Here is a 19823-nt window from a genome sequence, read left to right as displayed (position 1 = left end):
GCCACTGATGCGTCGGGCGCATTCCCCGTAAATACCCGGACTCTGCGATTGAAAACTTGATTGATGAGCAACGATGCATAGCATTTACCTCACGATGACCAACAATAAGCTCACGAAGAGCACTGAATCATTTTGCGGGTATCAAAGCTTATTCTGCTTTGCGCTAGTCGCTGTTCTCCGAGCATAACAAACAGCTTTGACCCCCTCCGCTTTCAGATATGGGGTCAAAACAAAACACTTCCAAGAGAGAAAAAGGATAAAAAGTAATCGAATTATGTCCGCTACGTTATTGGTTGCTGAGGGGGATAAAGAATCTCATCTTAGATTACAAACGCTTAAATGTAATCACAAACAGCTCATCCGTTTCGGGGTAGACTTCCCGGATCAGCGCTTTCAGTGCCGGTAATTCCAGATATTCCTGCCGGGCATGGTCTTGATTGATCTCATCAAACCGAAGCGGCTCAACCGCAACAATTTCAATGTCACACACTTTTCGATGGGTCTCCAAGGTGAACACCTCAACCTGCGAACCGACCACATAATGGCTCTCAGATTGATCTCGAATCGTGATCGTTTTTAACCCCTCAACCACAAAAGGGGTCAGAAACTCAAAAAATGTGATTTGGGTTGGAATCGGATGCATCACCATTATCCTGTTCGGCAGTTAAATTATAAAGATTCCAGCTTGGCATAGGCGGTTACCAGCCATTTGATGCCTTCCCCGTTAAACGCGACCTGAACCCGGCTTTGTGCCCCTGCCCCTTCAAAATTAATAATGGTACCTTCACCGAATTTCGGGTGTTTCACCCGACTGCCCAAACTAAATCCGGTTTCATTGAAACTCTCTTTGACCACTTTCTGGCTGAATCGGCCGGTGCTGGTCGGGCGGCTGACCTGAGCTTTCATTCGCACTTCATCGAGACAGCCTTCCGGCAATTCGCGAATAAAACGTGATGGTTTGTGATATTTATCCTGCCCGTATAAACGCCGCATTTCCGCATAAGTGATGTAGAGTTTCTTCATCGCCCGGGTCATCCCGACATAGCAGAGGCGGCGCTCCTCTTCCAGCCTGCCGGCTTCTTCAACCGACATCAGGCTCGGGAACATCCCCTCTTCGACACCAACCATAAATACCAACGGAAACTCCAGACCTTTAGCACTGTGCAACGTCATCAGTTGCACGGCATCATCAAATTCATCAGCCTGTCCTTCGCCGGATTCCAGTGCAGCATGCGTCAGAAATGCCGTCAGCATACTCATCTCTTCGGCTTCTTCAGGCTTTTCAAATTGACGCGTCGCAGTGACCAGCTCCTCCAAGTTTTCCAAGCGGGCTTTTGACTTCTCACCTTTCTCTTGCTCATACATCGCATACAAACCAGAGGCTTTAATTACATGGTCGGTCTGACGGTGCAAATCCATCTCAAACGTATCATCTTCCAGTGCATTGATTAATTCGACGAAACGGCTCATTGCACCACCGGCACGGCCCACCAGCACTTTTTCTTCCAGAAGCTGAACACACGCCTGCCACATCGTACAACCACGTTCACGCGCTGCGAAACGGACTGTTTCCAGCGTTTTATCGCCCAGCCCGCGCGTCGGTGTATTCACGACACGCTCAAATGCAGCATCATCATTGCGGTTTGAAATCAGACGTAAGTAACACAGTGCATCTTTAATCTCTTGTCGTTCGAAGAATCGCATTCCACCGTAGATCCGATAGGGCAAACCGGCTTGAATCAACGCTTCTTCCAGCACCCGCGACTGAGCGTTGTTCCGGTAGAGTAAGGCGCTATCCTGCAATGCGCCGCCTTCCTCCTGCCAAATCTTAATCTTGTTAACCACAAAACGCGCTTCATCCAGCTCGTTATAAGCGGAGTACACCGAAATAGATTCGCCCTTCTGTCCTTCCGTCCATAGGTTTTTCCCCATCCGTTCGGTGTTATTAGCGATCAGTGTATTTGCGGCTTCCAGAATCGTCTGGGTGGAACGATAGTTCTGCTCGAGCCGGATCGTGTTGACTGATGAAAACTCTTGCACAAATTTCTCAATATTTTCAACCTTGGCGCCTCGCCAGCCATAAATCGACTGGTCATCATCACCGACAATCATGACATGACAATCGGGGCCAGCCATCAGCCGGAGCCAAGCGTACTGAATATTGTTGGTATCCTGAAATTCATCCACCAGAATATGTTTAAAACGGGCCTGATAATGCTCGCGGATAAACTGATTTTCCCGCAGCAACTCCTGCGTTCTGAGCAAAATTTCGGCAAAATCCACTAAACCGGCACGGTCACAGGCCTCCTGATAAGCCTGATATAAGCGCAGATAAGTCGTGGTCACCGGATCATGATAGGTATCGATATGCTGAGGCCGAACCCCCTCATCTTTCTTACCGTTAATCCACCAGCAAACCTGACGGGCCGGCCATTGTTTTTCATCCAGATTCTGCGCTTTGATTAACCGGCGAATTAAACGCAGCTGATCTTCAGAATCAATAATCTGAAAATCTTCCGGTAATTTGGCATCCAGATAGTGGGCTCGCAAGATATGATGGCAGATACCGTGAAAAGTACCATTCCACATTCCTGAAGCACTGCCCATCATCAGCGCTTCAATCCGGCCACGCATCTCGGCAGCGGCCTTATTGGTAAATGTCACTGACATGATTGAAAACGGTGAAGCTTCTTCAACGGTCATCAGCCAAGCAATGCGATGGACCAATACCCGGGTTTTGCCACTCCCAGCACCGGCCAGTACCAATAAATTCTGCAAAGGGGCTGCAACAGCTTCGCGCTGTTTATCATTTAAACCGTCGATTAAGAGAGAGGGATCCATCATGGTGACATCACTGGCTATTTATACATGGGTGTCGATTATAACCATAAATGGACATCAAATGCTCGCCTGTCTTTGTGATCTTTGTACTATCACTCTCGTTTCTTACCACACCGACACCGCCATCAATACATCATACAAACGTCACAATTGATTCATATATCAATGCTAATTTGCTGAATTCAAAATGAAAATTCTCAGTGCGTTATTTGTTCCCGATATAACGCGGCCCCCTTTTTTCCTGACACAATTTCCAGGTTGTGGGGATCATGCCGCTTAAATTAAGAGTAAGGATACCTCTCATGTTCAATGATAAATCTCATACCCGATATCTGGCATTGTCAGCTATCACACTGGCTTTGGCCGCATGTAATCACTCCGATAAAACGTATACCAACCCCGGGATTCCGACAGGAAAATCGGGGAATTTGATCATCAGTGAACCGGTCTTAAGCGGCACCGATGTTGCGGTCGTTGATGGTAATATCTCAACCACCAATGACACCAAGAACACAGTGGCCTTTGACCCGGATTCAAACCCGCTTCTTCAGATTTTGAGTGGCTTTGATGATATCTGGTATGCCGGTGACGATACCTGGGCCAGTAATGGTTCCAATACACTGACAGCCGTCAATGGCAACAGTGGTGTGGCGGGAGGGGTCTCAAGAAAAGAGAAATTTGCGATTCCGTTTAACTTCTCCAATGATGTCATCCGCGATATGGCGATCTGGAAAGAAAACTTTGATTACGTCACGACACTGACTCGCCCCGGCCAGTCAAAGCCAGACGTTGACCGCAATGACAAAGCCGCTCTGGTCTTCGCCTATCTGGATGACCAGCGGGATAAAGGTTTTAGTCTTAACGATGGTTTGGGGCCGCTCACCGAAGATTACCGCACCGGAGCCAACTCTCACTCATCCTACGGGACGGACAGCAACAACAATGTAACGCTGACAGATAATAGCGACAACGTGACCACCGTTGATGTCACCGCAGCAAATTATAATAAAGGCCTCAACAAAAAACTCGCCTCTCATATCCAAACCGGATACGGCACCACAACTGACGGGGGCAGTCCAACGGCACTAAGCAATGTGGTCGATTTACTCAATGCGATAGCTTCTCACGGAGCATCCAGCGAAGCGCCAAAATATCATTTTCTATCCCCTCGTCCGTGGCGCATTCGCAAAGATACCTACGATGTGGCTGAGTTTAATGACCCGTCTAAATCGGTTTACAGTACCATCACCGACTTAAGCAAGTTAGATCGTGTCACCTGTCTCAATCCGGACGGGACACCAGATACGGACAAATACTACGAACGTCCGGCGAATCCAATTGTTACCCCCATGTCCGGTCTGATTTGTGCCGCCCGGAGCACTTACCGTGAAACAAGCGGAGGCAGCTACACTGAGGGCTATGATTTCAATGCTTCTCCGCTGGCAACCGAGACGTTTTCCAGCCGGGCAAAAGACGGTGCGTTCCCGAGTGGTCATACGGCAGAAGCATTTGACCGCGGTCTAGGCTACGCTTACGCCATTCCGGAGCGTTTTGCTGAAATGGTGGCTCGTGCCGGAGATCTCGGGCAAAACCGGATTGTAGCCGGTATGCACTCCCCGTTAGATGTAATTGGCGGCCGGATCATGGCAACAGCGATTACAGCGGCTACGCTGATCGATCCGGATACGGGTCATGAAACCACAGCCAGTGATGCTTACCGTCAGGCCAACAGCTACTTTATGACCAAAGCAAAAACGGCTGGTTATGATAGTATTTATGACTACGCACACTGTACAACCGATGTAGAAAAGCCATGTAGCAAAACGGATCGTTATGCCGATCATGCAGCGATGAAAGCCCGCTACAAAGCTTATATGACCTATGGTTTCAGCCCACTCAATGAACCGAAACTTGCGCCTGAAGTGCCGAAAGGTGCAGAAGCGTTACTGGAAACCCGCTTCCCTTATCTGGATAGCAATCAGCGTCGTGTCGTGCTGGCAACCACTGAAATCGATTCAAATTATCCGGTGATTAATAAATCACGCGGATGGGGACGCCTAAATCTGGTTGATGCAGCTGACGGTTACGGTGCTTTCAATGTCAATACAACTGTGTTTATGGATGCGGCAAAAGGTGGATTTAACGCAGAAGATCACTGGTGGAACAATATTTCAGGTGAGGGCCGTCTGACCAAAAGCGGTACAGGCTCTTTATACTTGGAAGGGCAAAATACTTATCGGGGCGGAACACTGGTTAATGCCGGATTTTTGGTCGGTACATCTGCCACAGCATTTGGTTCGAATACCTTATATCAACAGGGTGGTACCGTTGGGGTGGCAATCAAAGCAGGTGCCTCAGATCGTACTCAAGGCATGCTGACTGTTTCTGACTTCGTTCAGGCCGACGGAAAGTTAGAGCTAGATCTAACCAAAAACGCCCGTCTGAATGCATCCAATGGTATTTACCTGCTCGGAACGGCAAACCAGCTTATGCTTAATGTCCCGATACTGACAACCGCAACAACCTACACCGTGCTGTCATCCAATCATCTGGAAGGGACCTTTGAAACGGTGACCGCGGCTGATAATAATGGCCAGGCTTATGATGTGAGCGTTGATTATTCCGGCACCGGAGCAACGGTGACGGTTTCACCGCGGGCTGAATCGCAATCGATGTGAAACGATAGTTAGCACTGAAAATCAAAGCCCTGTGATGACTCACAGGGCTTTTTATTTGCATATCAAGAAGAATCGTTAAGCGGCAATGCCACAGTGACGCAGCAAGGCATCAATCTGAGGCTCGCGGCCGCGGAAGCGTTTGAACAGTTCCATCGGCTCTTCACTCCCACCCATTTCCAGAATGTTTTTCAGGAAACGCTGTCCGGTTTCCGGATTGAAAATCCCTTCTTCTTCAAAACGAGAGAACGCATCGGACGAGAGCAATTCTGCCCACAGATAGCTGTAATAACCCGCACTATAGCCTCCGGCAAAAATATGACCGAAGCTGTGAGAGAAACGGTTCCACTCCAGACTTGGCAACACCGCAACCTTTGCTTTCACTTCCGCTAACGTCTCCAGAACCCGCGGGCCGACTTCCGGATCATAGTTGGTGTGCAGGGTGAAATCGAACAGCCCGAACTCAAGCTGGCGCAGAATAAACATTGCCGACTGGAAGTTTTTCGCTGCCAGCATTTTCTCTAACATCGCTTTAGGCAACGGTTCGCCGGTTTCATAGTGACCGGAAATGAACGCCAGTGCTTCTTCTTCCCAGCACCAGTTTTCCAAAAACTGGCTCGGTAATTCAACGGCATCCCACGGCACACCGTTGATCCCGGCAACCGCACCGACATCAACCTGCGTCAGCATATGATGGATACCATGACCAAATTCGTGGAACAGCGTCACAACCTCATCGTGGGTAAACAGCGCAGGTTTGCCACCGACCGGTTTATTGAAGTTACACGTCAGATAAGCCACCGGAGACTGTAACTCACCGGATAATGTCACCCGACGTCCCCGGCAATCATCCATCCAGGCACCGCCACGTTTGTGTTCACGGGCATACAGATCCAGATAGAAGCTACCGCGCAACTGCTGATTCTGGTCGAAGATATCGAAGAAACGGACTGATTCATGCCAGGTATCAACGCCGTCACGCGCCTGTACACTCATGCCAAAGACACGGTGAATCACTTCAAATAATCCGCTGATGACTTTGGATTCAGGGAAATAAGGGCGAAGTTCTTCATCAGAAATCTGGAACAGATGCTGTTTCTGTTTTTCACTGAAATAAGCAATATCCCACAATGCAAGTTCATCAACACCGAAGTTTTCTTGCGCAAAGTCACGCAGTGCTTGAACCTCTTTTTCACCCTGTGGCTTGGCACGTTTTGCCAAATCATTGAGGAAAGTCAGAACCTGTTCCGGAGACTCAGCCATTTTGGTCGCCAGTGATTTTTCACTGAAACAATTAAATCCGAGTATTTTGGCGATTTCATGTCGGAGTTTGAGTTGCTCCGCGATAATGTCGGTGTTATCCCACTGACCGGCATTTGGCCCACGATCAGATGCCCGGGTCACGTAGGCTTCATACATTTCCTGACGCAGTGCCTGATTATCACAATAGGTCATAACAGGTAAGTAAGACGGCATCTCCAGCGTGAGCAGATAACCTTCCTTCCCTTTCGCTTCAGCAGTCGCTTTGGCCGCAGCCAACGCACTCTCCGGCAAGCCGGACAATTCGCTCTCATCGGTGATATGCTTGGTCCAGCCCATGGTGGCATCCAGCACATTGTTAGAGAACTTTGAGCCTAATTCAGACATACGTTTACTGATTTCGCCATAGCGTTTCTGTTCGGCCAGCGGCAGACCAATACCAGACAGTTCAAAATCTCTTAAGGCATCCCGAACCGTTTTTTGCTGGGCTTGAGACAGAGATTGATAAGCTTCGCTCCCACGAATTTTCTGATACGCTTCAAATAGCCCTTTATGCTGTCCGACCCAAGTCCCGTATTCAGACAAAAGTGGCAGACAACTTTCGTACGCTTCCCGCAATGCTTCACTGTTCACCACAGAATTCATGTGACTGATCGGCGACCAGATCCGGCTTAAATGATCATCGACCTCTTCAATCGGGGCAATCAGGTTATCCCAGCTCGGCTGAGTATTGCCTTCAAGCACAGCTTCAATTTTACTCCGACAGTTGGCAATTGCCTGTTCGATCGCCGGTTTAATATGCTCAGGTTGAATCTGAGAAAACGGCGGCAGGTCCGTAAAGGTGAGCAGTGGGTTCGACATAAACGATTCCTTTTATTTTGAAAGCATCAGGCACACAGACAAATGATTCTCGCTGAAACGGCATCTGAAAGCCAATAGACATTACAAATAGTAAATATAGGTAGATTCTACGATTTTCAATAGCAACAGATCATCACAACGATTCTATCTTCACGTATAATCGCAGCTATTCTGTATTTATCCACATCATTCGGTTCGGGGAGCACACTTTGTTAAGTTACCGCCACAGTTTTCATGCAGGCAATCATGCCGATGTCCTTAAGCATACGGTACAGAGCCTGATTCTGACTGCGCTGCAAAAGAAAGATAAACCTTTCGTCTACCACGATACCCATTCGGGTGCCGGACGGTACGATCTCACCCACGAATGGTCAGAAAAAACCGGCGAATACAAACAGGGCATTGGTCAAATCTGGCAACAGTCACCGATACCTCAAGCTTTGGAAAGCTATCTGGCCGCCATTCAAACGCTCAATTCATCAGATGCGCTACGCTACTATCCCGGCTCTCCCCGGGTCGCCAAAGCGCATTTGAGAGCGCAGGATCGCATGGTGCTGACAGAACTTCATCCGAGTGATTACCCGCTGCTCCAGCAAGAATTTGCGCGCGATTCACAAGTCAAAATCTATCAGGACGACGGTTTTCGCTGCCTCAAAGCCAGCCTCCCCCCCAAAGAACGGCGCGGACTGGTACTGATCGATCCGCCTTATGAACTGGCGCATGAATATCAGGATGTCGTTAAAGCAATCGCCCAGAGCTATAAACGTTGGGCCACTGGCATCTATGCGATTTGGTATCCGGTGGTTTACCGGGACAATATAGATGATATGCTGACAGGATTAGAATCATTGGGAATTCGTAAAATCCTGCAGATTGAGCTGGGTGTTGCCCCCGACAGCAACGAAAGAGGAATGACCGCATCCGGTATGATTGTCATCAATCCCCCTTGGACACTGGAGAGTCAGATGCAAGAGATTTTACCGTATCTGCAATCGGTTATCGCACCGGAAAGCGGACACACAACCCTCCGGTGGGTTGTTCCTGAATAGAAACATGTCTCCCGACAGACGAACCCAGACATAGACAGACTTAGAATAACGGAGAAAGTAATGGCAACACATTTTGATTATATCTGTATCGGTGGTGGCAGTGGCGGTATCGCATCGGCCAACCGTGCAGCAAGATATGGCGCGAAAGTCGCGCTGATTGAAGCCAAAGATTTAGGCGGTACTTGTGTCAACGTCGGCTGTGTGCCGAAAAAAGTGATGTGGCATGGCGCTCAGATTGCGGAAGCCATTCATCTGTATGCCAAAGACTATGGTTTCGATGCCCAGTTAAATGGTTTTGACTGGTCAAAATTAGTTGAAAGCCGTCAGGCTTACATCGGCCGGATCCATCAATCTTATGATCGCGTTTTGGGAAATAACAAAGTCGAAGTGATTCGTGGGTTTGCCAAATTTATCGATGCCAAAACCGTTGAAGTCAACGGTGAACATTACACAGCTGATCATATCCTGATCGCCGTTGGTGGTCGTCCGACAATCCCTGCGATTCCGGGCGCTGAGTACGGTATTGACTCTAATGGATTTTTTGATTTGCAGGCACAGCCCAAACGTGTCGCAGTCATCGGGGCCGGCTACATTGCCGTTGAAATTGCCGGTGTACTCAATGCGTTAGGCACAGAAACCCACTTGTTCTGCCGTAAAGAGTCCCCGCTGCGTAGCTTTGACCCGATGGTGATTGACACACTGATGGAAGTGATGGCCGCAGAAGGGCCGACGCTACATACGCATTCCGTTCCGAAATCGATCATCAAAGAAGCGGATGGCAGCTTGACTCTCCATCTGGAAAACGGCGCACAGCAGAATGTCGATCAAGTCATCTGGGCAATTGGTCGTCATCCGGCAACGGATGCGATCAATTTGGCAGCCACCGGCGTTGCGACCGATGAAAAAGGCTACATCAAAGTCGATGAATACCAGCAAACCAATGTCACCGGTATTTATTGTGTCGGTGATATTATGGCAGGTGGCATCGAGCTCACACCCGTTGCGGTCAAAGCCGGACGTCAGTTATCTGAACGCCTGTTCAACCATAAACCCGATGCGAAAATGGACTACAATCTGGTCCCGACCGTGGTCTTTAGTCACCCGCCAATCGGCACCATCGGTCTGACCGAGCCGGAAGCCATTGCTAAGTTTGGTGAAGACAATGTCAAAGTCTACCAATCCAGTTTTACAGCAATGTACACGGCAGTGACCCAACACCGTCAGCCATGCCGAATGAAGCTAGTCTGCGTTGGCCCAGACGAGAAAGTAGTCGGCCTGCATGGCATTGGCTTCACTGTCGATGAAATGATTCAGGGCTTCGCGGTCGCAATGAAGATGGGTGCAACCAAAGCAGACTTCGATGCTGTTGTGGCTATTCACCCGACCGGCTCGGAAGAGTTCGTCACGATGTAAATCGGATTCAGAATCCCAATCTGAAAAATCAACCAACCACTGACTGTTCGACATAAACAGTCAGTGGTTTTTTTATCCGTCTTTTATTGATAACGATAAGACTCGTTAAAATGCTGAAAAACTAATTTAAGAGCTTCGTGTTGTTCTTTCGACACCCCAATGAATTTCAGACCATAGTCATAGTTATCCGGCAATTGCTTGGTATGGACAATCTGTGCATGGACAACCAACTGATTCAGACCAGAACGTTTTAATTGGTCGGGCAAATGAAATTGGAGAGTGACTTTCTCAGATCCATCCAATGTTGATATCGTCCGTAATTTAATCCCATCCATACTAATATCGCTGGTTATACCTTCGACGGAGCGTTGACCTTGCGATAATGTCACCCGCAGTTTATTACCTGCCCGCGGAGCGTTTCGCTGCTCGCCTTGCTGTTTAGCCACCGAGGTACTGACATGGGTTTTAAAGCCGTTGATTTGTTGATCTAACTGTTCAGAGATGTTGTACAGATCTCCCGCCACCATCGATGTCGTCCCAGCCTTGTCGGAGCTCTCCGTCAATACCATAAATAAGTCTTTGAGTTTGTCATTCAGATAATTCAAGTTCTTGGTTTGTTGCTGGTTATATTTCAGGATGGTCTCGGTACTGGCGGTGGTCTCACCGATACCATCAGACATTGAGGTAAATGCCTCTACCGTCTTTTCTGATGTTTGTTGCGATTGATGTACGGCTGAAACCACAGATTGCATGGAACCCACTGAACTTTCGACCTTTTCTGTTAACTGGCTGATGAGATCTGAAATATCTCGGCTGGAACTGGATGTCCTTCCGGCAAGGTTTCTCACTTCATCCGCGACAACCGCAAATCCTCGCCCCTGATCCCCTGCCCGGGCTGCTTCTATTGCAGCATTTAAGGCTAACAAATTGGTTTGTTCTGCAATGGTATGAATCGATTCGGTGATCTCATTAATCTGGGCAGTGAAGTTTTTCAGCACTTCCATCTGTTCAGATGCGTTGTTGACTGACATCACTGCTTTCTTCAGTTCTTCAATACTTTCATTAATATAAACAATCCCTTCTTGTGCAATGGTCAATGTGTCTTGTGAAATCTGGGATGTTCGTTCGATGGTATCACTGACAACATGAGATGTTTCCAGTAACGAGTCAATGGCTCTGTTAACTTCAGATGAGTTCTCGCGCTGCGCTTTACCACCATTGGATATCTCTGTAGACACCTCGGCCACTTGTTGGGCGGAATGTGCCATCTGGCGACTGTTACGTTTCACCAAATTAATCACATGATGCAAAGATTCCCTCATCTGCTCAACATTCTTTGACAGTAAACCAAGTTCATTTTTGCCAAAGACTTGCTTGTCATCACGGACGAGATTTCCAGACGATATTCTCGCTGTCGTATCCAACACCTGATTGACTGTTCTCAGAATACTTCGGGATACCAGCGAGATCACGAGAATAGATAACAGAATAGCCAAGATTGCCGCAATGACTTGATTCCGTTCCATGACCAAGATCTTTTGCTCTGACTCCTGAGCAAATAACGTCACCGCAGCATTCATATTTTTCAGGATAGCTAAACTCTGCTCATTAATTTTGTGCAATATTTCAGGTTCAATCTTGGTACCGGAGATGCTATGCATCATTTGTTGCTGCTCACGCCACAAGGCCATCACTTTATTGAGTTGCTGAGATATTTTCTCTGGCGCAGGCGGGAGAGTCACTGGTTGCTTCATGGTCAAATCCAAGTAGGTTTGACCGCCTTTATTCAGTGCATCTAACGACACTTCAAACAGTTTTTGGGTTGCATTGATTTTCGATAAATCGGGGCTTTTGTTGTTCAGAGTCGCGTGTTCTAACTCTAAAAAAAATTCCTTGGTTATTTTTTGTGAAAGCATTCGCTCCCGGCCAGCAATATTAATGACTAAACTATCATTTTTTTGTAGCTTGAGCGCGATCACGGTATAAGAGACCAATCCACTAATCACAACCACAAAGAACAGCGTTAACATTTGTAGTATTCGCTTCAATGAAACATTTTCCATCCCAGTCACAAATAATGTTATCGGCTGCATCTGTCATCCTCAATATTACATGGGGTAAATATGTCTATATCACCCACTCCCAGTAAATAACATATAGGTTACTAACCACTGATACGCAATGACGATGACCCGTGTTATCCTCTAACGACTTCACATAAATATGAGATAGTTTGAACAACCGAAACCCAATAGAAGCATAAAATATATAGAATACTGTGGTGTCGCTCCGGATTGATAACCATTGGGATTGAATATGGCTCTCTCCCCCGTACTGCAATCACTTCAACGCTGACCTCGCCAACTCCCACATCCCGAATACTGTGGACACAATATGCAACTTGATTAACACCTGTATTTAGTCAATTCCCCTGTAACCTCCTGATTTGGCGTGTCCGATTCACGTAATATAGCCCATTACATGCTGTATACATGGACAATTATGCTACCGAAATCTATTTGTGATTAAGCTCTCGCACCGCTCAATTATTGGTCATTACTATAATTGTGGCACCTTGACGGGTCCTATAACTATTTCGATTACAACAACAAAAGTAACGTGAAACGAAAAAGGGAATCCTATGTTAAAACAAATAGCAATCGCGACAGCGATCGGTAGCATCTTGCTATCAGGAAGTTTATTCGCAAAAACACTCACTGTTGGCTTTTCACAAATTGGTTCTGAATCTGGTTGGCGTGCTGCCGAAACCAGTGTGGCAAAAACGGAAGCAGAAAAGCGCGGAATTAATCTTAAGATTTCTGACGCCCAACAGAAGCAAGAAAACCAAATCAAAGCCGTCCGCTCTTTTATTGCTCAAGGTGTGGATGCAATCTTTATTGCACCAGTCGTTCAGACAGGCTGGGAACCGGTGCTGGAAGAAGCGCGTGACTATGATATCCCCGTATTTTTGTTAGACCGTGGTATTACTGTCGATGATGACTCTCTGTACATGACATCCGTCGCTGCTGACAGTGTTCATGAAGGTGAAGTTGCCGGGAATTGGCTGATTCATAAAATGGATGGTAAGAAATGTAATGTGGTCGAGTTACAAGGAACCGTGGGTGCCAGTGTTGCTTTAGACCGTAAAAAAGGGTTTGCCGAGGCAATTAGCAAAGTGCCTAACGTGAAAATTATCCGGACTCAGTCAGGGGACTTTACGCGCAGTAAAGGCAAAGAAGTCATGGAAAGCTTTATCAAAGCGGAAGCCAACGGCAAGAATATCTGTGCGGTTTATGCACATAACGATGATATGGCAATCGGTGCAATTCAAGCGATCAAAGAAGCTGGGCTGAAACCAGGCAGTGATATCTTGATTGTGTCTATCGATGGCGTTCCTGATATCTTCAAAGCCATGATGGCTGGTGAATCAAACGCTTCTGTTGAATTGACACCGAATATGGCCGGCCCCGCATTTGACGCGCTCATCGCCTATAAAAAAGATGGGACTATCCCTCCTAAACATATTCAAACTGAATCTAAATTCTTTGAACCTGCCGATGCACCAGCACAACTGGAGCTGAAAAAAGACATGGGTTATTAACCAACGGTAATGCGACCGGATGGTCATTGATCCACAATTATCCCGCTAAACCATCAGGTGAGGCGGGATGAAAGTCAGCCAGAATTGGAGTGATTATGTCATTGGAAAACAATAATGACATCGTTTTACATGCCAAAGGGATTTGCAAATATTTTCCCGGAGTACGAGCCCTGAATAACGTTGATTTTACGCTGAGAAAGGGTGAAATCATGGCATTGCTTGGCGAAAACGGTGCAGGAAAGTCCACATTAATTAAGTCGCTGACTGGGGTTTATCAGCGCGACAGCGGTGACATTTTGTTAGAGGGGAATCCCATCAATCCCCAAAGTACCGCTGACGCGCAAGCGCTGGGAATCGGTACCGTGTATCAAGAGGTCAACCTGCTCCCGAATATGTCCATTATGGATAACCTGTTCATTGGTCACGAACCGAAAAAATTTGGGTTAGTAGATCGCAAAACGATGCAGACAAAGGCTCGGGAGATAGTTACACAGTACAACCTTAATATCGATGTCACTCAGCCGCTCAATCATTTTTCTGTCGCGATTCAGCAAGTTATCGCTATCGCGAGAGCCGTGTCACTTTCTGCAAAAATTCTGATCCTCGACGAGCCAACCGCCAGTCTGGACAGTAATGAAGTGGAAATGCTGTACGGCATCATGCGTGATTTACGCGACCAAGGGATTAGCCTCGTCTTTATTACGCACTTTTTAGATCAGGTCTATGCCGTCAGTGATCGTATTACGATTTTAAGAAATGGCGAGTTGGTCGGTTCCGAGGAAACAGCCAAACTCCCCCGTATCGAGTTGATTAAAATGATGCTCGGCCGTGAGCTCGAAGACAACGCTCTGGAAAGAGTGGGTAAAACCCGTCTCAGTGACAGTCCTATTGCGAAATTTGTTCAGTTCGGTAAAAAAGGCACCATTGAGCCGTTTGATCTGGAAATCTATCCCGGTGAAATTGTCGGTTTAGCCGGACTGCTTGGCTCAGGCAGAACCGAAACCGCACAAGTCATTTTCGGGATTGAGCCCAATGATAGCGGTGAGAGTTATATCAAAAGCAAGCCGATCAAAATTCGCTCCGCCAGACAAGCCTCCTCTTTGGGATTCGGCTTTTGCCCCGAAGACCGAAAAACGGACGGTATCATTGCATCTGCATCGGTGCGTGAAAATATCATTCTGGCACTTCAGGCTCAACGCGGCTGGTTCCGCCCCTTGTCCCGCTCGGAACAAGAAGAAGCGTCAAAACGTTTTATCAGCCAGTTATCAATCAAAACCCCAAGTATGGAACAACCGATCGAATTCTTATCGGGAGGTAATCAGCAAAAAGTGCTACTGGCTCGGTGGTTATTAACCAAGCCGAAGTTTCTGATTCTCGATGAACCAACCCGAGGGATTGATGTAGGTGCACACGCGGAAATCATTCGTCTGATTGAGTCCTTGTGTGCTAACGGACTGGGCTTGCTGGTCATCTCTTCAGAGCTAGAAGAGCTGGTTGGTTACGCGGATCGGGTGATTGTGCTCAGAGATCGAAAACAGGTGGCAGAAATTCCAGCGGAAAATCTGTCGGTTCCCAATATCATGCAAGCGATTGCTATGTGAGGCGCATTATGGATACATCAAGTTTACGGGCTCATTTTAGCTCGGGCTGGCAGCAGAGATTACCCAAAGGCACGCCGCAGATCGCAGCCCTCATCTGTGTGCTATTGATCAATAGCCTCGCGGCAGACAACTTCTTTTCTATTAATATACAAGATGGCCGACTGTTCGGTAGCGTGATTGATATCCTCAACCGTTGCTCACCAGTGGCACTATTAACCATTGGCATGACGTTGGTGATTGCCACCGGCGGGATCGATTTGTCCGTCGGTGCCGTGATGGCGATCAGTGGTGCAACATTTGCCAGTCTGGCAACTCAGGGCTATCCGATTGCAGTCATTATTCTGGTCTCATTACTGGCCGGTGCTTTGTGTGGCTTGTGGAACGGCTTTCTGGTCGCGGTTTTCAAAATACAACCGATCGTTGCCACGCTGATCCTGATGGTTGCCGGACGAGGCATTGCCCAGCTGATTACCGAAGGGCAAATCGTGACATTCAATAATGAAACGTTAGCTTGGATCGGAAGTGGTTCTTTCTTGTATCTACCAGCACCAGTGGTCATCACGATTGTGGTTGCAGCAGCAATCTGGCTGCTGACTCAGAAAACAGCATTAGGTCTGTTTATTGAGTCCGTCGGGATTAATATCCGAGCCGCTAAAAATGCCGGTATTAATGCACCAACAGTGGTGATTTCAACTTACGTGATCAGTGGGATTACGGCTGCGGTTGCCGGTATGATCGTCGCGGCTGATATCCGTGGTGCGGATGCCAACAATGCCGGGTTATGGCTGGAAATGGATGCGATTCTCGCGGTAGTCATCGGGGGCACCTCCCTTGCCGGAGGACGTTTCAATCTCTTTATTGCGCTTGTGGGCGCACTGATCATTCAAGGCGTAAATACTGGGATTCTGCTTTCCGGCTATCAGCCCCAATGGAATCAAATCGTCAAAGCGATTGTGGTCTTGTTGGTGCTGATCATGCAATCTCCGGCCGTGGTGCAACTGCTCAAAGGAGGACGCCGACATGATAAAGCGTAATTTACCGCTCGTTATTACCATTCTGGTATTTATCATTGGCTACCTGATTTGCTTGGTTGAGTTTCCGGCTTTTGCATCAACCCGGGTGATTTGTAATATTCTGACAGACAATGCCTTTTTGGGTATCGTCGCGGTTGGTATGACCTTTGTCATACTCTCCGGTGGGATTGATTTGTCCGTTGGTGCCGTGATTGCGTTTACCGGTGTTTTTCTGGCGAAAATGATTGGTGACTGGCAGGTTGCGCCACAATTGGCCATCGTGATTGTTCTCATCATGGGCAGTGCATTTGGTGCCGGGATGGGGTGGTTAATTCACACCTTAAAAATCCCGCCTTTCATCATTACGCTGGCCGGGATGTTCTTCTTGCGGGGAACCAGCTTCCTGATATCAGAACAGTCGCTGCCAATCACTCACCCCTTTTTCCGGGAGCTGTCCCGCAGTATGTGGAAAATTGCCGGAGGCGGACGCCTGAGTTTGCTGGCAGTCATTATGCTGGCCGTGGTGATTATCGGTATTTTCGTCGCTCATCGCACTCGCTTTGGTAATAATGTGTATGCCATTGGGGGGAATGCAGTTTCCGCTGGATTGATGGGTGTTGCCGTCAAGCAAACCACCATCGGTATTTACATGCTGTCCACCTTATTGGCGACAACGGCCGGGATTGTATTTTCGATTTACACCTCTGCCGGTTATCCGCTGGCTGCTGTCGGGGTCGAACTGGATGCCATTGCTGCGGTTGTAATCGGAGGAACACTACTTTCCGGTGGTGTCGGAACCGTGTTCGGTTCTCTGTTCGGGGTGCTCATTCAAGGGTTAATTCAGACGTACATTACCTTCGATGGTACACTGAGCTCATGGTGGACCAAAATTATTATCGGTATTTTGCTATTCGCCTTCATCGGATTGCAGCGATTACTGATTGTCATTTCAGAACGGAATAAAGTCGTGAACACCATGAAAGCAGCGACTGCCGAAGGGACTTGATCTGTTTCGGTGAGCTGAGTCTGTTTCGATAAGCTGAGTCAGTTCTAATGAACGAAGCCGATTTAGATACTTGGTAGATTCGATAAAAAGCCGCTGTGAACCAGCGGCTTTATTCATTGGAGAAGAACTACAGAGAAACGGCAAAAGTGCCTGTTGGTGTCACTGGCAGATACTTCTTATAGAAGTTGAGGTATTCCGCTTCAGGATCCAGATCAGCAAACAGATCCGGATACAATGCTTTGGCAATATACTGTGTCATTGGTGCATCCATAATACTGCGCGAAGCACCGTGATAGATGCCAATCATACGGTTATTCTTGACCGCTGGCAGGCTCTCCCAACCTAAACGGTGCTTGTACCCTTTCAAACGGGCCAATGCTGTCGCACGATCAACATTCTGACCAATAATCATGGAATCATCAGCGCCACCAAATTCATAACCGGTGAGCAGTATAACATCTGGCTGAGCGGCTAAAACTTGCTCAGGATTCAAATGTCCCCACCATTCAACAAACGGCTTGGAGATGTTTTCTCCCCCGGCAACTTCGGCCATCGCACCCCACATATTTTTGCCGAAAGTGTAACCATATTCTTTCGTTCCCGGAAAACCAAACTCAGCATAGATGGTTGGTTTGGGTCGATTGGCCTTCGCCAGACGATCTTTCACCAACTGAATCATGTTTTTGTATTCAGTTGCAATTTTCTGTGCGCGCGCTTCCTGACCGGTGATCTGGCCGATAATTAACGTGCTTTCAATATGCCGCTCAAGCGTTTGCGCGTTGTAATCAATCACAATCACCGGGATTCCCGCTTGTTCCATACGGCCCACATCACTGCCTAGGCCTTTGTATTGCCACTCAGCCAATACCAACAAATCAGGGTGCAAACTAATCACTTTTTCGACAGAGAATGTCTGAGTATCCACTTTACCGACATCAGGTAAGGTTTCCAGTGATGGTCGATGCGCAACATACATCGCCCAGTTCGCTGGGCGCCACTGCTCCCAAATCCCTTTTGACATTCCTACCACATGATCAAATGACTTTTCCGTACCGATGGCCATATAGTCTTCGCCATAAAAACCGAGCACGACACGTTTAGCTGGTAGATCAAGAGTGACCTGACGACCTAATACGTCGGTCACCGTTGTCACCTGAGCAACAACCTGAGGCACAAATAAAATCAAAAAAAGCGTCATAAACCTTTTAAGCATGAATGAATTCCTTTACAAACAGGGATAGCAAAAAGTGGATTTTACCCGATTAGTAAAAAAAATAAATAATATTCATTATCATTTGATAGGAAATATCATCTTCTTTGATGTTCATCATCATTGAAAATTGAAATCATTGGTACTTAAAATTGCCACTTAAAAGGTGTTGTGAATGGCCGAGATGATAATCTTATTGGACGCACACCACATTCAGCAGCGATGAGCCTTTCAACTGGCTGACTTTGCCGTTGGTGAACATCCCTTTCTTGTCACGTCCCCAATAAGGCAGGTAAAGAGGCCACTGCTCCCGGTTCATCACTTGAGATGCCAACAGTTGTTTCCACTGACTCTCCGTCGCCATTTTCATGCCAATTTTTTGACAGGTCGCATAGGCTTGTTCATAGCTCAACCGGTTCCAAGGAATTTCATATTCCATATAAAACTGGGATGCTTTCACCCCCAGAAAAGGAATCACATATGTTACCCCGGCAATGACCGTTTGCTTACGGATAACCACGTCTTTTGCTTTGGGAACGCGAGCCTTCGGGGCTGTTGCTGCCTGATTTGCCACCGGTGCCGTTGGCGTTTTGGCCGCTTGAGGTGGCTGAGGCGATGTAGATGGCTGTCGGGCGGCACGAGGCTGACTCGCGCGCTGTTGAGCCACAGCAGATTTCGATGATGTGGAGGTTCTCGCCGCTCCTTGTTGCGGTTTACGAACCTCCCGGATAAATGCTTCGTGATATGCTTTCAACCGACGAACTTTCTTGAGTTCCTGTCTGGCTTTGCGAATATCATTATACGGGCCGATCAAGCAACGATATTGATTGGCACCGGGTTTCATCCAGACATCCGTAGAAATTTGTCGATAAAGTATCTTTGCATCAGCTAACGGCATCGGCTGACTAAAAATACCACACTGAATCCAGAACATTGAGTTCTGACTCCGAGGTCGGCTTTTTCCCCATAGGCCTTCGCCTACCGGACAATTTTTGTCTAATGTGGGAAGCTCTTGTGTAGATGCCTGTGTCGCATCACAAAGAAATTCTTCTTGTGCGTTTACCCAATGAGCCCCAAAAATACAAGAAAATAAGGCAGAACCCATCAGGATATTTCTGGTGACCTTTATCATCACGTTCACAACAAAATCCTTTCATTATTTTAAGTTGTCAAATAATCAATCGATCACAACCTTGCTCCAATACGATACGAAGAAACATGCAAAAAAAGAGCCGTATCTTTTTATTATACGGCTCAGTTTAGGAAAACTTTCATCGATAAATCAATAGACTT

Annotated in this window: 13 protein-coding genes; 7 read left to right on the top strand and 6 right to left on the bottom strand. The window is 47.4% G+C overall.

The window, feature by feature from the left end; all coding sequences use genetic code 11:
- Positions 1-325: 325 nt before the first annotated feature.
- Positions 326-643, bottom strand: coding sequence for a N(4)-acetylcytidine aminohydrolase (yqfB, locus tag BSQ33_RS09320; protein ID WP_088133917.1), 318 nt, complete (start codon positions 641-643; stop codon positions 326-328).
- Positions 644-669: 26 nt separating this feature from the next.
- Complete coding sequence (gene uvrD / locus BSQ33_RS09315; RefSeq protein WP_088133916.1) at positions 670-2844, bottom strand: DNA helicase II; 2175 nt, start codon at positions 2842-2844, stop codon at positions 670-672.
- A gap of 299 nt (positions 2845-3143) precedes the next feature.
- Between uvrD and BSQ33_RS22110 the strand changes: the two genes are divergently transcribed.
- Entirely contained in the window at positions 3144-5519 is a 2376-nt protein-coding gene (locus BSQ33_RS22110) for a phosphatase PAP2 family protein (protein ID WP_269768101.1), read from the top strand.
- Positions 5520-5594: 75 nt separating this feature from the next.
- On the opposite strand, the gene prlC is transcribed toward BSQ33_RS22110, so the two are convergent.
- Positions 5595-7637 (bottom strand): oligopeptidase A, encoded by a 2043-nt coding sequence (gene prlC / locus BSQ33_RS09305; RefSeq protein ID WP_088133914.1) that lies wholly within the window; start codon positions 7635-7637, stop codon positions 5595-5597.
- A gap of 209 nt (positions 7638-7846) precedes the next feature.
- Here prlC and BSQ33_RS09300 point away from each other — a divergent pair, with 209 nt between their 5' ends.
- Together BSQ33_RS09300 and gorA are read left to right on the top strand one after the other, a co-directional pair.
- Positions 7847-8686 (top strand): 23S rRNA (adenine(2030)-N(6))-methyltransferase RlmJ, encoded by an 840-nt coding sequence (locus BSQ33_RS09300; RefSeq protein ID WP_088133913.1) that lies wholly within the window; start codon positions 7847-7849, stop codon positions 8684-8686.
- 60 nt (positions 8687-8746) lie between these two features.
- Positions 8747-10099: a glutathione-disulfide reductase gene (gorA, locus tag BSQ33_RS09295; RefSeq protein WP_088133912.1), complete on the top strand. Its 1353-nt coding sequence runs from the start codon at positions 8747-8749 to the stop codon at positions 10097-10099.
- A gap of 83 nt (positions 10100-10182) precedes the next feature.
- Here the strand turns inward: gorA and BSQ33_RS09290 are convergent, their stop codons facing one another.
- Positions 10183-12192: a methyl-accepting chemotaxis protein gene (locus tag BSQ33_RS09290; protein ID WP_088133911.1), complete on the bottom strand. Its 2010-nt coding sequence runs from the start codon at positions 12190-12192 to the stop codon at positions 10183-10185.
- Between the two features lie 548 nt (positions 12193-12740).
- Here BSQ33_RS09290 and ytfQ point away from each other — a divergent pair.
- From ytfQ to yjfF, 4 genes are all read left to right on the top strand, one after another.
- Entirely contained in the window at positions 12741-13700 is a 960-nt protein-coding gene (ytfQ, locus tag BSQ33_RS09285) for a galactofuranose ABC transporter, galactofuranose-binding protein YtfQ (RefSeq protein WP_088133910.1), read from the top strand.
- A 95-nt stretch (positions 13701-13795) separates the two neighbouring features.
- On the top strand, positions 13796-15301 hold the full coding sequence (gene ytfR, locus BSQ33_RS09280) for a galactofuranose ABC transporter, ATP-binding protein YtfR (RefSeq protein ID WP_088133909.1): 1506 nt from the start codon (positions 13796-13798) through the stop codon (positions 15299-15301).
- A gap of 8 nt (positions 15302-15309) precedes the next feature.
- The gene (ytfT, locus tag BSQ33_RS09275; RefSeq protein ID WP_088133908.1) at positions 15310-16335 is read left to right on the top strand and encodes a galactofuranose ABC transporter, ATP-binding protein YtfT; all 1026 of its coding nucleotides are present in this window, start codon (positions 15310-15312) and stop codon (positions 16333-16335) included.
- Positions 16322-17320 (top strand): galactofuranose ABC transporter, permease protein YjfF, encoded by a 999-nt coding sequence (yjfF, locus tag BSQ33_RS09270; RefSeq protein WP_088133907.1) that lies wholly within the window; start codon positions 16322-16324, stop codon positions 17318-17320. Before ytfT ends, yjfF begins: the two co-directional genes overlap by 14 nt.
- A gap of 127 nt (positions 17321-17447) precedes the next feature.
- On the opposite strand, the gene BSQ33_RS09265 is transcribed toward yjfF, so the two are convergent.
- Both BSQ33_RS09265 and BSQ33_RS09260 read right to left on the bottom strand, forming a co-directional pair.
- On the bottom strand, positions 17448-18533 hold the full coding sequence (locus tag BSQ33_RS09265; protein ID WP_088133906.1) for an ABC transporter substrate-binding protein: 1086 nt from the start codon (positions 18531-18533) through the stop codon (positions 17448-17450).
- 190 nt (positions 18534-18723) lie between these two features.
- Entirely contained in the window at positions 18724-19662 is a 939-nt protein-coding gene (locus tag BSQ33_RS09260; RefSeq protein ID WP_232471975.1) for an SPOR domain-containing protein, read from the bottom strand.
- Between the last annotated feature and the right edge of the window lie 161 nt (positions 19663-19823).

Source organism: Vibrio gazogenes (assembly GCF_002196515.1).
GTDB classification, from domain to species: domain Bacteria; phylum Pseudomonadota; class Gammaproteobacteria; order Enterobacterales; family Vibrionaceae; genus Vibrio; species Vibrio gazogenes_A.
Note: the sequence above shows the minus strand (reverse complement) of the source record. Positions and strands in the feature narration are given on the sequence as shown.

Excerpts from the sequence above, each read along its gene's own strand:
- yqfB (WP_088133917.1), bottom strand. The coding sequence starts at position 643 with ATGCATCCGATTCCAACCCAAATCACATTTTTTGAGTTTCTGACCCCT.
- uvrD (WP_088133916.1), bottom strand. The coding sequence starts at position 2,844 with ATGATGGATCCCTCTCTCTTAATCGACGGTTTAAATGATAAACAGCGC.
- BSQ33_RS22110 (WP_269768101.1), top strand. The coding sequence starts at position 3,144 with ATGTTCAATGATAAATCTCATACCCGATATCTGGCATTGTCAGCTATC.
- prlC (WP_088133914.1), bottom strand. The coding sequence starts at position 7,637 with ATGTCGAACCCACTGCTCACCTTTACGGACCTGCCGCCGTTTTCTCAG.
- gorA (WP_088133912.1), top strand. The coding sequence starts at position 8,747 with ATGGCAACACATTTTGATTATATCTGTATCGGTGGTGGCAGTGGCGGT.
- BSQ33_RS09290 (WP_088133911.1), bottom strand. The coding sequence starts at position 12,192 with ATGCAGCCGATAACATTATTTGTGACTGGGATGGAAAATGTTTCATTG.
- ytfQ (WP_088133910.1), top strand. The coding sequence starts at position 12,741 with ATGTTAAAACAAATAGCAATCGCGACAGCGATCGGTAGCATCTTGCTA.
- ytfR (WP_088133909.1), top strand. The coding sequence starts at position 13,796 with ATGTCATTGGAAAACAATAATGACATCGTTTTACATGCCAAAGGGATT.
- ytfT (WP_088133908.1), top strand. The coding sequence starts at position 15,310 with ATGGATACATCAAGTTTACGGGCTCATTTTAGCTCGGGCTGGCAGCAG.
- yjfF (WP_088133907.1), top strand. The coding sequence starts at position 16,322 with ATGATAAAGCGTAATTTACCGCTCGTTATTACCATTCTGGTATTTATC.
- BSQ33_RS09265 (WP_088133906.1), bottom strand. The coding sequence starts at position 18,533 with ATGCTTAAAAGGTTTATGACGCTTTTTTTGATTTTATTTGTGCCTCAG.
- BSQ33_RS09260 (WP_232471975.1), bottom strand. The coding sequence starts at position 19,662 with ATGATAAAGGTCACCAGAAATATCCTGATGGGTTCTGCCTTATTTTCT.